At 66.6% G+C, this 13,945-nt stretch carries 13 protein-coding genes; 10 read left to right on the top strand and 3 right to left on the bottom strand.

The genetic code is table 11. The features are described from left to right. Positions 1-134: 134 nt before the first annotated feature. Complete coding sequence (locus tag PXD02_RS15840; protein ID WP_275104785.1) at positions 135-665, bottom strand: YceD family protein; 531 nt, start codon at positions 663-665, stop codon at positions 135-137. A 154-nt stretch (positions 666-819) separates the two neighbouring features. Here PXD02_RS15840 and PXD02_RS15835 point away from each other — a divergent pair, with 154 nt between their 5' ends. Next, positions 820-1,260: an outer membrane protein assembly factor BamE gene (locus tag PXD02_RS15835; RefSeq protein WP_275104784.1), complete on the top strand. Its 441-nt coding sequence runs from the start codon at positions 820-822 to the stop codon at positions 1,258-1,260. A gap of 17 nt (positions 1,261-1,277) precedes the next feature. On the opposite strand, the gene PXD02_RS16790 is transcribed toward PXD02_RS15835, so the two are convergent. Continuing rightward, complete coding sequence (locus PXD02_RS16790; protein ID WP_342759232.1) at positions 1,278-1,448, bottom strand: hypothetical protein; 171 nt, start codon at positions 1,446-1,448, stop codon at positions 1,278-1,280. A gap of 483 nt (positions 1,449-1,931) precedes the next feature. On the opposite strand from PXD02_RS16790, the gene PXD02_RS15825 reads away from it, so the two are divergent. The 5 genes from PXD02_RS15825 (at position 1,932) to PXD02_RS15805 (ending at position 7,670) form a co-directional block, all read left to right on the top strand. Continuing rightward, positions 1,932-2,657 (top strand): SseB family protein, encoded by a 726-nt coding sequence (locus PXD02_RS15825; protein ID WP_275104783.1) that lies wholly within the window; start codon positions 1,932-1,934, stop codon positions 2,655-2,657. Between the two features lie 49 nt (positions 2,658-2,706). After that, complete coding sequence (locus tag PXD02_RS15820; protein ID WP_275104782.1) at positions 2,707-3,399, top strand: CDP-alcohol phosphatidyltransferase family protein; 693 nt, start codon at positions 2,707-2,709, stop codon at positions 3,397-3,399. A 12-nt stretch (positions 3,400-3,411) separates the two neighbouring features. Next, a complete protein-coding gene (locus PXD02_RS15815) occupies positions 3,412-4,878 on the top strand; it encodes an ABC transporter substrate-binding protein (protein ID WP_275104781.1) in 1,467 nt (488 codons plus the stop codon). A 437-nt stretch (positions 4,879-5,315) separates the two neighbouring features. Next, positions 5,316-6,872: a 2-isopropylmalate synthase gene (locus PXD02_RS15810; protein ID WP_275104780.1), complete on the top strand. Its 1,557-nt coding sequence runs from the start codon at positions 5,316-5,318 to the stop codon at positions 6,870-6,872. A 201-nt stretch (positions 6,873-7,073) separates the two neighbouring features. Then, positions 7,074-7,670, top strand: coding sequence for a VPLPA-CTERM sorting domain-containing protein (locus PXD02_RS15805; protein ID WP_275104779.1), 597 nt, complete (start codon positions 7,074-7,076; stop codon positions 7,668-7,670). Between the two features lie 114 nt (positions 7,671-7,784). On the opposite strand, the gene PXD02_RS15800 is transcribed toward PXD02_RS15805, so the two are convergent. Beyond that, positions 7,785-9,149, bottom strand: coding sequence for an IgGFc-binding protein (locus PXD02_RS15800; RefSeq protein WP_275104778.1), 1,365 nt, complete (start codon positions 9,147-9,149; stop codon positions 7,785-7,787). A gap of 322 nt (positions 9,150-9,471) precedes the next feature. Between PXD02_RS15800 and PXD02_RS15795 the strand changes: the two genes are divergently transcribed. From PXD02_RS15795 to mrdA, 4 genes are read left to right on the top strand one after another with little or no spacing between them, the layout of a single operon-like run. Beyond that, on the top strand, positions 9,472-10,506 hold the full coding sequence (locus PXD02_RS15795; protein ID WP_275104777.1) for a rod shape-determining protein: 1,035 nt from the start codon (positions 9,472-9,474) through the stop codon (positions 10,504-10,506). 36 nt (positions 10,507-10,542) lie between these two features. Beyond that, positions 10,543-11,478 (top strand): rod shape-determining protein MreC, encoded by a 936-nt coding sequence (gene mreC, locus PXD02_RS15790; protein WP_275104776.1) that lies wholly within the window; start codon positions 10,543-10,545, stop codon positions 11,476-11,478. Continuing rightward, positions 11,475-12,005: a rod shape-determining protein MreD gene (locus tag PXD02_RS15785; protein ID WP_275104775.1), complete on the top strand. Its 531-nt coding sequence runs from the start codon at positions 11,475-11,477 to the stop codon at positions 12,003-12,005. Before mreC ends, PXD02_RS15785 begins: the two co-directional genes overlap by 4 nt. Continuing rightward, positions 12,002-13,942 (top strand): penicillin-binding protein 2, encoded by a 1,941-nt coding sequence (gene mrdA, locus PXD02_RS15780; RefSeq protein ID WP_275104774.1) that lies wholly within the window; start codon positions 12,002-12,004, stop codon positions 13,940-13,942. The genes PXD02_RS15785 and mrdA overlap by 4 nt, the downstream gene beginning before the upstream one ends. Positions 13,943-13,945 lie beyond the last annotated feature (3 nt).

Raw genomic sequence — 13,945 nt, 5'->3', positions numbered from 1 at the left:
CAGGCAGGGCTAATTGCACCAGGGCGCGGGCTTTCCGCCACCGTCACGCGCAGGGCGGCGTCGGAATCCCCACCCGATGTGGCGCCAGGGCCACGGTCGGGGGCCACGGGCGGGCCACGACCGGCGGGCCGGAATCACCCCTGGTCGGCGCCGCCGCCGCGCAGCAAACGGTCCAGCCCCGCGAAGGGACGGCGGGTGTCGGCCGCGGGTTCCTGAGGTTCGGCGTCCAGTTCGGCCCCTTCGGCGCGCGGATATTCCGGCAGGGCCAGGGCCAGTTCCTCGATCATCACGGCCGCCAGGTCGATGAACTGCCCCAGGGGTTCCAGCCGGTCGTCGGGCATTTCCACCTCATCGCCCTGGGGGGTGGCGAGATGCGGCGAATAATGCCGCTCGACCTCCTCGTCCAGGGCGGTCCTGACGGGCTTCAAGGTGATGACGCAGGGCTGGGTCACGCGGGCGCGCAGCCGTCCGGTCAGTTCCCAGGCCCCACCCGCCTCGGCGCGGATTTCCCCGGCGAAGGTCAGCTTCGACAAGCCGCTGATGCCCAGTTCGGCGGCGATGGCCGCGCAGCGGTCGGCATCGGGCGTCAGCGAAAAGGCGGTGGGCGCGCGCGGGTTCAGATGCGCGACGCGCAGGCGGTCGGGCTGGTGGGCGGGGGCGGTCATGGCGGGGCCTTTGTCATGTCGTCCGGGGGATCGGCACCGGCGGTCGGCGGCAAATCCCCGGCGGGATTGTCATTCTTGAGCGCGGTGCCCGAGTTTGCTAAGCCGGGCGGGCCGCGTCAACAGTCCGAGCAAGGGAAAGTACGGAATGAAAGCCATGAAGACTGCATTGGTTCTGGCTTTCGTGGCCGTCCTGGGGCTTGCCGCCTGCGCGCCCGTCCATCGCAACCACGGCTTCATCCCCGCGCCCGAGGATCTGTCCCAGGTCGTCGTCGGCCAGACCACCGTGGACGAGTTGCAGGGCCTGATCGGCCGCCCCTCGGCCCAGGGCCTGCTGACCGGATCGGGCTGGTACTATGTCGGATCGCGCTGGCGCCATTACGGCCCGATGGAGCCGCGCGAGATCAGCCGAGAGGTCGTGGCCGTGTCCTTCGCGCCCACCGGCGTGGTGACCAATGTCGAACGCTTCGGGCTGGAGCGCGGGCGCGTCGTCACCCTGTCGCGCCGCGTGACCGAAGGCAGCGTGACCGAGATCTCGCTGATCGGGCAGCTTCTGGGCAACCTGGGGAACTTCCAGGCGGGCGACTTCATCGACTGACGCGGGGTGCGTGACCGTTACAGGGTTTGCACGATCCGGTCCGCCAGCCTGTGCAGGTCGTTGCGGTATCCCGTCCGGGCCGAGGGCTGGTCGGGATCCGAGGTCATGGCGATGGCCGTGGCAGACCGTCCCCCGGTCGCGGGAAAGACATAGATCATCTGCCCGCCATAGCCCCAGCCGTATCGCACCGGCCGCCCGCTGGCCTGGCCGATGAACCAGCCATAGCCATAGCCCTGCCCGCTGAAGATGGACGCCGTGCGCGACCGCCAGCTTTCCGCGATCCAATCGGCGGCGACGACCTGCCGCCCGCCCGCGCGGCCCCCGTCCGCATAGACCGCGCCGAAGGCCAGCAGGGATGTTCGTGGGGCTGTCGGGCGTGAAGCCGTGATAGCCGCGCGCGGCGATGTCCCGACCGTCGGACCAGACGGCTACGGCGCGCAGGTGCTCCAGCCGCCGGGCGTCATCAAGGATCGGGTTCAGGTCGGCCCGCGCCCGGACCGGGGCGGCCAGCAGCGGCGACAGGCCGGCGGTCAGCAGAAGGGTGCGTCGGTTCATCGGCGATAGAGGGGCGGCAGGCGCGCGCCGGGGAATCACGCTTGCGTCAGCGGGGCCTTGCCGGGGGCGCCCGCCGCCATTAGGGCAGGGCCGTTCCCGATCCGAAGGCCCCTGCCATGACCGCGCTTGACGACCTTGCCCCGGTTCCCTTCCACGACGCCGACGCCCCGCAACGCGCGCGGATGCTCTCGCGGCTGGCCGATACCGAACTGGCCGTGGCGCTTGTGGCCGAACCCGAAGGCGACACGGTGGAACTGCGCATCTTCCCGCTGGAAACCGGCCCCGTGGCGCTTGCCTGCGATACCGAGGATCGGCTGGCGGGTTTCTTCGGCGGGCCGGTGGCCTATGCCGCCATGCCGGGGCGGGTGCTGGCGGGCCTGCTGAAATCCGAAGGCGCGGGGCTCTTGGTCAATCCGGGCCAGCCATCGGAAATGCTGCTGGACGCCATCATGCTGGACTGGCTGACCGGCGCGCTGTCCGCCGCGCCCGAGGCCACGGACGCCCGCCTGCGCCTGACCCCGCCCGCGCCAGATGCCGTCGAGGCGCTGGCCCAGCCCCTGGCCGAGCGGCTGGGCGACATGCGCGGGCTGATCGCGGGCGCGGCGCTGGCGGGGACGGGCGGCGGCCACGTCCTCCTGGTCGCGGGCGCCGATCCCGCCCATCAGCCCGCCATCGCCAAGGCGCTGGCCGAGGCGCTGGCCTTCCTGCCCGAACAGCCCGGCGGCGTCGATGTCAGCTTCACCGACGCGGCGCTGCCTGCGGGCATCCTGCGCTTCGACCTGACGCCGCCCGAGGCGCCCCAGCCGCCGCAGCGCCCGAAAGGCCCGCCGATCCTGCGCTAGCCGCTCATGCACGGTTGCGTGATCGCGGCCAAGCTGCCAGAACCTGCCCATGAAGACAAAACACAAAGCCCTGTCCGTCCACCTGCTGACCGCCACCGGCGCCGTGCTGTCGATGCTGGCCATGCTGGCCGCGGTCGAGGGCAAGTGGTCGCTGATGTTCCTGTGGCTGGTCGTGGCCCTGGTCGTCGACGGCATCGACGGCCCGCTGGCGCGGCGATACGATGTCAAGATCAACTCGCCGACCTATGACGGCGTGCTGATGGATCTGATCATCGACTATCTGACCTATGTGTTCATCCCGGCCTATGCGCTGTTCAAGTCTGGCCTGCTGTCCGGCTGGACCGGATGGTTCGCGATCATCGTCATCGTCTATGGCAGCGTGATCTATTTCGCCGACACCCGGATGAAGACCAGGGACAACAGCTTTTCCGGCTTTCCGGGCTGCTGGAACATGGTGGTGCTGGTGCTGTTCGCGACCGATCCGCACTGGATCGTCATCCTGACGGTCATCGTGGTGCTGACGGTGGCGATGTTCCTGCCGATCAAGTTCATCCATCCGGTGCGCACCGAACGCTGGCGGGCGATCTCTCTGCCCGTCGCGATCCTGTGGTGCATCTTCGCGGCCCGCGCCGCCTGGGTCGATTTCCACCCCGACAGCTGGGCCAACTGGGGGCTGGTCGTGACATCCTTGTGGCTGATGCTGGCGGGGGCCGCGCAGCAACTGCTGCCCGAACGCGCCTGATAGGGGACGCCGATGATCCATGCCCTGAAACCCCTAGCGGCGCTAATGCTGCTGGCCCTGCCCGCGAGCGCCCAGGACGCCATCACCCTGGGCATGGTGCTGGAACCCCCGAACCTCGACCCCACCGGCGGCGCGGCGGCGGCGACGGACGAGGTCGTCTATGCCAATGTCTTCGAGGGCCTGACCCGCTTCGGCCCGAACGGCACCATCGAGCCTGCCCTGGCCGAACGCTGGGACGTTCAGGAAAACGGCCGTGTCTATGTCTTCCACCTGCATGACGGCGTGAGTTTCCACGACGGCGCGGCGTTCGATGCCAGCGATGTGGTCTTCACGCTGGACCGCGCCCGCGCGCCCGATTCGACCAATGCCCAGAAGGTGCTGTTCCAGGGCATCGAGACGGTCGAGGCCCTGGATCCGCTGACGGTCCGTGTGACCCTGGCGGCGCCGGACGGCAATTTCCCCTTCAAGATGGCCTGGGGCGACGCGGTGATGCTGGACCCGGCCAGCGTGGCCGACCTTGCCACCAGGCCGGTCGGCACCGGCCCGTTCCGGCTTGACCGATGGGTGCAGGGCGACCGGATCGTGCTGTCGGCCTTTGACGGCTATTGGGGCGCAAAGCCCGCCTTGAGGACCGCGACCTTCCGCATCATCGGCGACCCCTCGGCCGCCTTCGCGGCGATGATGGCGGGCGACGTGGACGCCTTCCCGAACTTCCCCGCGCCCGAGACGCTGCCGCAGTTGCAGGCCGATCCCCGCTTCAAGGTGATCGTCGGCACCACCGAGGGCGAGACGATTCTGGCGATGAACAACACCCGGCCGCCGCTGGACAACATCAAGGTCCGCCAGGCCATCGCCCATGCGATCAACCGCCAGGACATCATCGACGGGGCGATGTTCGGATACGGCACCCCCATCGGCAGCCATTTCGCACCGCATCAGCCGGATTACGTCGATCTGACCGGGCTGTCGGCTTACGACCCCGAACGGTCCAAGACCCTGCTGGCCGAGGCGGGCGTGGGCCCGATCACGTTGCGCCTGGCCCTGCCGCCCACCCCCTATGCCCGGCGCGGGGGCGAGATTATCCAAGCCCAGCTTGCCGCCGTGGGGATCCGGACGCAGATCGCCAACATGGAATGGGCGCAATGGCTGGAAACCGTCTTCAAGGGCGGCGATTTCGACCTGACGGTCATCAGCCATACCGAGCCGCTGGATATCGACATCTACGGCAGGCCGGACTATTATTTCCACTATGCCAAGCCGGAATTCGTCGCGCTGATGGACCGCTTGCAGGCCGCCGTGACGCCGGAACAGCGCAGCGACCTCTACAGGCAGGCGCAACAGATGATCGCCGCCGATTACGTCAACGCCTTCCTGTTCCAGCTTGCCAAGACCGGCGTGGCGAATGCCCGGATCGAGGGGCTGTGGGAAAACGCGCCGACGCAGGCGAACGACCTGACCAGGGTGCGATGGGTCGAGTGAGGGGCCTTGCCGGATTTGTCCCGCGACAGATCCGGCCGCGCCTGCCTGCCCCTTGGCAGGCGCGATACCGCGCCCGCCCAGTCAGGCGCGGCCGGTTTGCCGATGTCAGGCCGGGTTGCGCGCCCCTTGCCCTGCGGCTTGCGCCTTCGGGCAATCGGTCCGGGCATCCGTCCACTGGACGGCTGCCTGCCGGACCTCTGACCGGCCATCCCGCCGCAATTTCCCCTTTCCAACCCGCCCTTCAATCGGCATAGTCCGCGCCATGACCCGGATGCTGGACATTCCCGCCGCCCCGACCGCGCCTTTCGGCGCGCGTCTGGCCGTGACCCTCCGCGGTCTGCTGCTTCTTACGCTGCGCTGAGCGGGTCTCCGGGCCGCCGCTCAGCCAGGAACGTGCCCGGTCATCCCCTGACAGACCCCGTAAGAAAGCACCATCCATGTCCGACAAGAACCGCGTCGTCATCTTCGACACCACCCTCCGCGACGGCGAACAGTCACCCGGCGCAACCATGTCCCACGAGGAAAAGCTGGAAATCGCGTCCATGCTGGACGAGATGGGCGTCGATATCATCGAGGCGGGCTTCCCCATCGCCAGCGAAGGCGATTTCGCCGCCGTGTCCGAGATCGCCAGGCAGGCGAAGAACGCCGTGATCTGCGGCCTGGCCCGCGCGCAACTGCCCGACATCGACCGCTGCTGGGAGGCCGTGCGCCACGCGAAACGCCCGCGCATCCACACCTTCATCGGCACCTCGCCCCTGCACCGGGCGATCCCGAACCTGGACATGGACCAGATGGCCGAACGGATCGAGCAGACCGTGACCCATGCCCGCAACCTCTGCGACAACGTGCAATGGTCGCCGATGGACGCGACGCGCACGGAACACGATTACCTGTGCCGCGTGGTCGAAATCGCCATCAAGGCGGGCGCGACCACGATCAACATCCCCGATACCGTGGGCTATACCGCGCCGAGCGAATCGGCCGACCTGATCCGCATGCTGCTGGAACGCGTTCCGGGGTCGGAAAACGTGGTCTTCGCCACCCATTGCCACAACGACCTGGGCATGGCGACCGCCAACGCCCTGGCCGCTGTCGAGGCCGGCGCGCGGCAGATCGAATGCACCATCAACGGGTTGGGCGAACGCGCGGGCAACACAGCCCTGGAAGAGGTCGTGATGGCGCTGAAGGTGCGCCACGACATCATGCCCTTCACAACCGGCATCGACACGACGAAGATCATCGGCATTTCCCGCCGCGTGGCCCAGGTCAGCGGATTCCCGGTGCAGTTCAACAAGGCCATCGTCGGCAAGAACGCCTTTCTGCACGAATCCGGCATCCACCAGGACGGCGTTCTGAAGAATGTCGAGACCTTCGAGATCATGCGCCCCGCCGATATCGGGCTGAACGAAACCAACATCGCCATGGGCAAGCATTCCGGCCGCGCCGCGCTGCGCGCCAAGCTGGCCGATCTGGGCTATGACGTGGGCGACAACCAGCTGAAGGACATCTTCGTCCGCTTCAAGGCGCTCGCCGACCGCAAGAAAGAGGTCTATGACGAGGATATCGTCGCCTTGGTCCAGGACGCCTCGGCCAATACCGGCGACGATCACTTGCAGGTCAAGCACCTGCGCGTCATCTGCGGCAGCGACGGGCAGACAGCGGATCTGACCATGATCGTGGACGGGCAGGAACAGACCGTCCACGCCACCGGCGACGGCCCGGTCGATGCCTGCTTCAACGCGGTCAGGCAGATCTTCCCCCACAACGCCCGGCTGAAGCTGTATCAGGTCCATGCCGTGACCGAGGGCACCGACGCCCAGGCGACCGTCAGCGTGCGGATGGAGGAGGACGGCCGCATCGTGAACGGCCAGGCCGCCGACACCGACACGATCCTGGCATCGGTCAAAGCCTATGTGGGGGCGCTGAACCACCTGATCGTGCGCCGCGCCCGTGCGGGCAAGGACGGCAAGGAAATCAGCATGTATTCGCACTGACGCCCGTTCATGGCGGACGCTTTCCGGCCCCGGCGCCCCCGCGGCGGGGCTTTTCGTATTAAGCCTGTACAAAAAGACAGCCGCTCGGCATCGCGATTTCGTTGACGTGAACGTCGCCGCATGAGAGATCCCCGCCAGGCAGAGAATCTGCCGGGCCTTTTAATTATTTTTGGTGCTGAATGCGCCAGTAAAGAGGATAAGATGCGCGCCTTCTGTCTTGCCATCGCGACCGCCCTGATGGCGGCCGGGGCTGCCAACGCCGCCACCCTGACCGAGGGTACCGGAGCCGCCGAATTTTCGCACGAGTGGAAAAACCCCACCATCGTCGCCGCAGGCGTCGATCACATTTCGGGCAGCTGGGACGTCCAGAACGATCACGACATCTTGGGCTTCACCTCGCTGAAGGCGGGTGCGCAGACCATCACGCTGACCTTTTCGCCGAAAACCCCCATCGGCGACACCGACTGGACGTTCTCAGCGGGCGGCGAGCTGCACTATCAAACCCGGGCGCCGAAATACAGCGCCTGGGAGGGGACATCGTTCGGCACTGTCAACATGCAGCACTGGAACCGCAAGAACGATTTCACTTACACGCTGAACCTGGGCGACGATTTCGCGGGCGTCCTGTATCTGGGCCTTTACGGCACCCATGGCAGCTTGAACTACAATATCGCGGTTCCCGGCAACGCCGTCGCCGATGCCCAGCCCGCACCCGTGCCGCTGCCTGCGGGCGCGGCGCTGCTGCCCGCCGGTCTGGCCGCGCTGGCCCTGCTGCGCCGCCGCCGCAAGGCGCGTTGATTGATCCAATCCTGCATCAACACGCAGGCAGGCAATAACCAATATATATATCGGCAATGAGATATGGCGGGCAACCGTACGGTCGCCCGCCATGTCCATGGACTCTGCGTTCTGTCAGGCGGATCGGCGCTTGCGGCGCAGAAGTCCCAATATCCCCAAGCCGGCCCCGAGCAACGGAAACGCGGCGGGAACCGGAACCGGCGCGGGATCGACCGGCGGCGAGACACCGGGCGAAAATGCCGTTGCGATGGTGCTGAAATAGCTGTCGTAGTCCGAATAGCCAGAGATTGTGGCAAGGAACGGATTTGCGGCTTCAATTGTGCCGATGCCGGTGTTGATGGCCAAGGTGCCGAACAGCCAGCCGCTGATGTTGCTGAACGCGGATGTATCCACGGACGAGCCGTTCAGTTTCAGGCTGCTGGCCTCGCTTTCGGCGATGGCAAGACTGAGGTAATTCAACGTGAACGCATCGGCGCCCACGGGCGTGGCATAGAAATACGAGGACAGGAACTGGTCGGTGCTGGGTATGATCTCATAAGCCGGATCGCCGATGCCCGCCTGGCGCTGTTCCTGCCCGCGCATGAATTGACCAACTGTGACAGGCTGGCTTGAGGTCAGCACGCCGCCGTCGCCGGCATCAAGGGTCAGAACCTGTCCGGCGTTTATGGTGCCCTGCGAAACTCCGTTCAGGAACACTTCGGTATTGTCCGTCGCACCGACGACCCTGACCAGATCTCCCAATTCCCCATTGCCATAGCTGTTCGAGATCAGGAATTCGGTATCGAAATTGTCCACGCTGTATTGCTGGCTGATAAGGTGGTCGCAGGCCGATACGCCCACTGGGACGTTGGTGCATTCCGCCCCTGCGAACACCGCGATGTCCTTGTTCGCGGTGACCCTCGCTCCAGACAGATCGGAGCCAGAATTACTGGTGTAGAATACCGATTCCCCCTTATTCAGTGTGACATTTATGGGTGTATTTGCAGGGTTTCCATTCAGGTCCACAGGGGATGTAATCTGGACCTCGGTCCCGTCCTCCACCGCGGTGACCGACATCTGCGAGCCGCCAAAGGTGCCTGTGGTCGTCAGAACCACATGGTCGCGTCCCAAGGCTTCGACATCCAGCAGGTTTGTCTGGTCGGTAGTATATCTTTCGCGATTCAACGCTATGGCACTGATGGGCGAATTGGCGTCTATGCGAAAGGCAAGGGTATTGATTTCGCCGCCCTGCGTCATCGCATTGGTGCCCTCGCCAAGACTGAAGGTGTAAATGCCACTGTTGTCGATGGCAAAGGCGGTTGAGTCCGTTCCCCGGACCAGACTACCCGTGGTGCCTGCTGCGCCGAAAACGAAAATGGACTGGGTTCCGCTGTTGCCATAATTGTTGTGGAATACGCCCACAACTGCTGCCGAAGATGGTGCTGCCGAGCATAGGAGAACTGCGGGCAGGGTTAGCAGAAAATTGCTTGCAATCTTCACGGTTAACTTCCTCCTTTGGGTGTTTCCAAGATTCGAAAGGCCAGTGGTTAACTATTATTAAATATTCAGAAATTTTTGGTTTTTTTTTGAGAACATTTAAGAAACCTGTCTAAAAAGACAGGAATCCATTCCCTTCAAGCGGGGTGCGTGCCCGAAGCTGAGGCATGCCAACCTGGCGCAACGGGGCTTTCGCGCCGCAGCCGAGGCTTCTATATGGGGACACCACCTGGGAAGCCTCGCGCGTCGATTCCGCGCCGTGGCTGCGCCATAGGCGGACAAGAACGGGGCAAAGCCGGTGAAACCGGCGCGAAAGGATACGGGCATGGCATTCGGCGGTTTGTTTTCGACCGACATCGCAATCGACCTCGGGACGGCGAACACGCTGATCTATGTCAAGGGCAAGGGCGTCATCCTGAACGAGCCCTCGGTCGTGGCCTATCACGTCAAGGACGGCAAGCGGCAGGTGCTGGCCGTGGGCGAGGATGCGAAGCTGATGCTGGGCCGCACGCCCGGTTCCATCGAGGCGATCCGGCCGATGCGCGAAGGCGTCATCGCCGATTTCGACAGCGCCGAACAGATGATCAAGCACTTCATCAAGAAGGTCTTCAAGCGCACCAGCTTTTCCAAGCCCAAGGTGATCGTCTGCGTGCCCCATGGCGCCACCCCCGTCGAAAAGCGCGCCATCCGCCAGTCGGTCATCTCGGCGGGCGCGCGCAAGGCGGGGCTGATCGCCGAACCCATCGCGGCGGCCATCGGCGCGGGGATGCCGATCACCGAGCCGACCGGCAGCATGGTCGTCGATATCGGCGGCGGCACGACCGAGGTCGCGGTGCTGTCGCTGGGCGACGTGGTCTATGCGCGGTCGGTCCGCATCGGCGGGGATCGGATGGACGAGGCGATCATCAATTACCTGCGCCGCAACCAGAACATGCTGATCGGCGACTCTACCGCCGAGCGTGTCAAGACCAGCATCGGCACCGCGCGGATGCCCGATGACGGGCGCGGCGCCACGATCATGGTGCGCGGCCGCGATCTGCTGAACGGCATCCCGAAAGAGATCGAGATCAGCCAGGCCATGGTGGCCGAGGCGCTGGCCGAACCCATGCAGGCCATCTGCGAGGCGGTGATGGTCGCGCTGGAGGCGACGCCGCCGGATCTGGCCGCCGACATCGTGGACCGGGGCGTGATCCTGACCGGCGGCGGGGCGATGCTGGGCGATCTGGATCTGGCGCTGCGCGAGCAGACCGGCTTGTCGATCACCCTGGCCGACCAGCCGATGAACTGCGTGGCGCTGGGCACCGGCAAGGCGCTTGAATACGAAAAGCAGCTTCGCCACGTCATCGACTACGACAGCTGAGGGGCGCGGCCCGGCAGGGGCCAGGGGGCTGCCTGAATGGCACGCAAGGGACCAGATTTCGCAACGCCCGTGCGGCGCGTGCTGATCGCGCTGATGGCGCTTGTGCTGGTGGCGCTGTTCCTGTTCTGGCGCATCGACAGCCCGCGCGCCGAGGCGATGCGCGTCGCCCTCATCGACCGGGTGGTGCCCGGCTTCGAATGGGCCTTGGCGCCGGTCACGCGGGCCAGCCAGATGATCGGCGGGTTCCAGTCCTATGCGCGGATCTATGAACAGAACCAGGAACTGCGCCGGGAATTGCAGCAGATGCAGGCCTGGAAGGAAGCCGCCGTCCAGCTGGAACAGGAAAATTCCAAGCTGATGGCGCTGAACAATGTGCGCATCGACCCGGCGCTGACCAGCGTCACCGGCATGGTGATGACCGACAGCGGGTCGGCCTTCCGCCGGTCGGTGCTGCTGAACGTGGGCGCGCAGGACGGCATCGTCGAAGGCTGGGCGACGATGGACGGGCTGGGCCTTGCGGGCCGCATCTCGGGGGTGGGCCAGCGGACCAGCCGGGTGGTGCTGCTGACCGATCCGTCCTCGCGCATCCCGGTGGCCGCCCAGCCGTCCGGCGAACGGGCGCTGCTGACCGGCGACAACACGCCGCTGCCGTTCCTGGATTTCATCGAGATGCCCGACAACGTGCGGCCCGGCGACCGGGTCGTCACCTCGGGCGATGGCGGGGTGTTTCCGCCGGGGCTGCTGGCGGGGCAGATGGTCCAGGGCAGCGACGGGCGGATGCGGCTGCGGCTGGCGGCCGATTACGGGCGGCTGGAATTCCTGCGGGTGCTGCGATCCCATCCGGCCGAGATGGTCGTGGACAGCGGCGCGGTGATCGCGCCGGGCGGCCGGGGCCTGATCGGGCCGCAGCGGCCCACCTCGCCGGTCGAGGCGGCGGTGGCCTCGGATCCCCTGGCCACGGGCAGCGAATGATGAATCGGCAGGTGCTGATCGGCACGACCCTGTTCTGCGCGGCCATGGCGGCGCTGCTGTTCCTGCGGCTGCTGCCGCTGTCGCCGGGCACGACGCGCTGGCCCGGACCCGACCTTGAACTGTGCCTGGTGCTGGCCTGGATGCTGCGCCGTCCCGATCAGCTTGCCGCCCCGGTGATCGCCCTGGCCTTCCTGGTCCAGGACGCGATCCTGTTCCACCCCCTGGGCCTGTGGCCCGCCATCGTCCTGGCCGGATCCGAGGCCGCACGCCTGCGTGAGGGGCGTTGGCGCGATGGGCCGTTCATGGTTGAATGGCTGCGCGTGTCGGTCCTGATGGGCGTGATGATGCTGGGCTATCGCTTCGCGCAGGTGGTGTTCATGGTGCCGGTTCCGGCCCTGGGACAGGTGATCCTGCAATTCATCGCCACCGTCGCCGCCTATCCGGCGGTGGTGCTGGCCGCGCGCATCCTGTTCGGGCTGCGCCGCGTCACCCTGGCGGAAGCCGAGCAGATGAGGTTTGCCCGATGACACGAGTGCCGCGCCAGACCGGCGACACGGGCCGGGGCATCGGCCGCCGGGGGCTGCTGCTGGCGGGCATCCAGTTGGGCGTCGTCACGACCCTGGCGCTGAAGCTGCGGTCGATGCAGGTCGAACATGCCGAAGAATACCGGATGCTGTCCGACGGCAATTCGATCAAGATCCGCCTGCTGGTGCCCGCGCGCGGCCTGATCCACGACCGCAACGGCATCCTCATTGCCGGGAACGAACAGAATTACCGCGTCACCCTGACGCGCGAGGAGGCGGGCGGCGACGTGGAGCCCGTGCTGCGCCGCCTGGCCCGGCTGATCCCGATCAGCGACGCCCGCATGGCCGAGCTTCTGGACGAATTTTCCAAGCGCAGCGCCATCACCCCCATCGTGCTGGCCGACCGGCTGACCTGGGAACAGTTCAGCTCCATCGCCGTGAACGCGCCGTCGCTGGCGGGGGTGACGCCCGAATCGGGCCTGTCGCGCGTCTATCCGCGCGCGGGCGACATGGCGCATGTGCTGGGCTATGTCGGGCCGGTCTCGGATTACGACCTATCCAAGATCGAGGATCCCGATCCCGTCCTGATGCTGCCCGAATTCCAGCTGGGCAAGGTCGGCTTCGAGGCCCGGATGGAAGAGGTGCTGCGCGGCAAGGCCGGTCAGCGCCGGGTCGAGGTGAACAGCGCGGGCCGCGAAATGCGCCAGCTGTCGCGCCAGGAAGGTGAACAGGGCGCCACCGTGCAGATGACGCTGGACGCGCGGCTGCAGAATTACGCCGCGCAGCGCATGGGCACCGAAAGCGCCGCCGCCGTGGTCATCGACGTGCAGACCGGCGACATCGTGACGATCTGTTCCTCGCCCAGCTTCGATCCGAACAAGTTCGTGCGCGGGATATCCTCGCCCGACTACAAGGCGCTGATGGACCATGACCACCGCCCGCTGGCCGACAAGACGGTGCAGGGGGTCTATCCGCCGGGATCGACCTTCAAGATGGTCACCCTGCTGGCGGGGCTGGACTCGGGCGTCATCAATGCCGGCACGCGCTTTTACTGCCCCGGCCATACCGAGGTCGGCGGCCGCCGCTTCCATTGCTGGCGCCGGGGCGGTCATGGCAGCGTCGATGCCGTCACCAGCCTGTCGCACAGTTGCGACGTGTATTATTACGAACTGGCCCAGCGGGTCGGCATCGACCGCATCGCCGCCATGGCCCGCAGGCTGGGCCTGGGGCAGCGCCACGACCTGCCGATGTCCGCCGTGGCCGAGGGCATCGCCCCCGACCGAGCCTGGAAACAGGCGCGCCACGGCCAGGCCTGGCAGGTGGGCGACAGCCTGAACGCCTCGATCGGGCAGGGCTATGTGCTGGCCTCGCCGCTGCAACTGGCGGTGATGACCGCGCGCATCGCCACCGGCCGAGAGGTCAGGCCCCGGCTGGTGCGCGCCATCGACGGCGTGGCGCAGCCGGCGGCCGATTTCCCGGATCTGGGACTGGATCCGGCTTTCCTGCGCACCGCGCGGGCGGGCATGGACGCGGTGATGAATTCCGACAGCGGCACCGCCCGCCGGTCGCGCATCATCCGCGAGGACTGGCGCATGGCCGGCAAGACCGGCACCAGCCAAGTCCGCAACATCACCGCCGCCGAACGCGCGCGGGGCGTGGTGTCGAACGACCAGCTGCCTTGGAACCGGCGCGACCACGCGCTGTTTGTCTGCTATGCGCCCTTCGACGCGCCGCGCTATGCAGTGTCAGTCGTGGTGGAACATGGCGGCGGCGGATCGGCGGTGGCGGCGCCGGTGGCGCGCGATATCCTTCTGTATGCGCTGGCGGGCGGGCTGCCGCCTCTGGATGCCGTTCCCGGCGACCAGCGGGCCGGGATGGAGGAACGCCACAACGCCATGCACCTGTTCACCCCCGAACCGCCGCGCCTGACCAGGGCCTGACGC

The organism is Paracoccus sp. S3-43 (genome assembly GCF_029027965.1).
Taxonomy (GTDB): Bacteria; Pseudomonadota; Alphaproteobacteria; order Rhodobacterales; family Rhodobacteraceae; genus Paracoccus.
The sequence above is the reverse complement of the archived record's forward strand: the minus strand, read 5'-3'. Positions and strand labels throughout refer to the sequence as shown.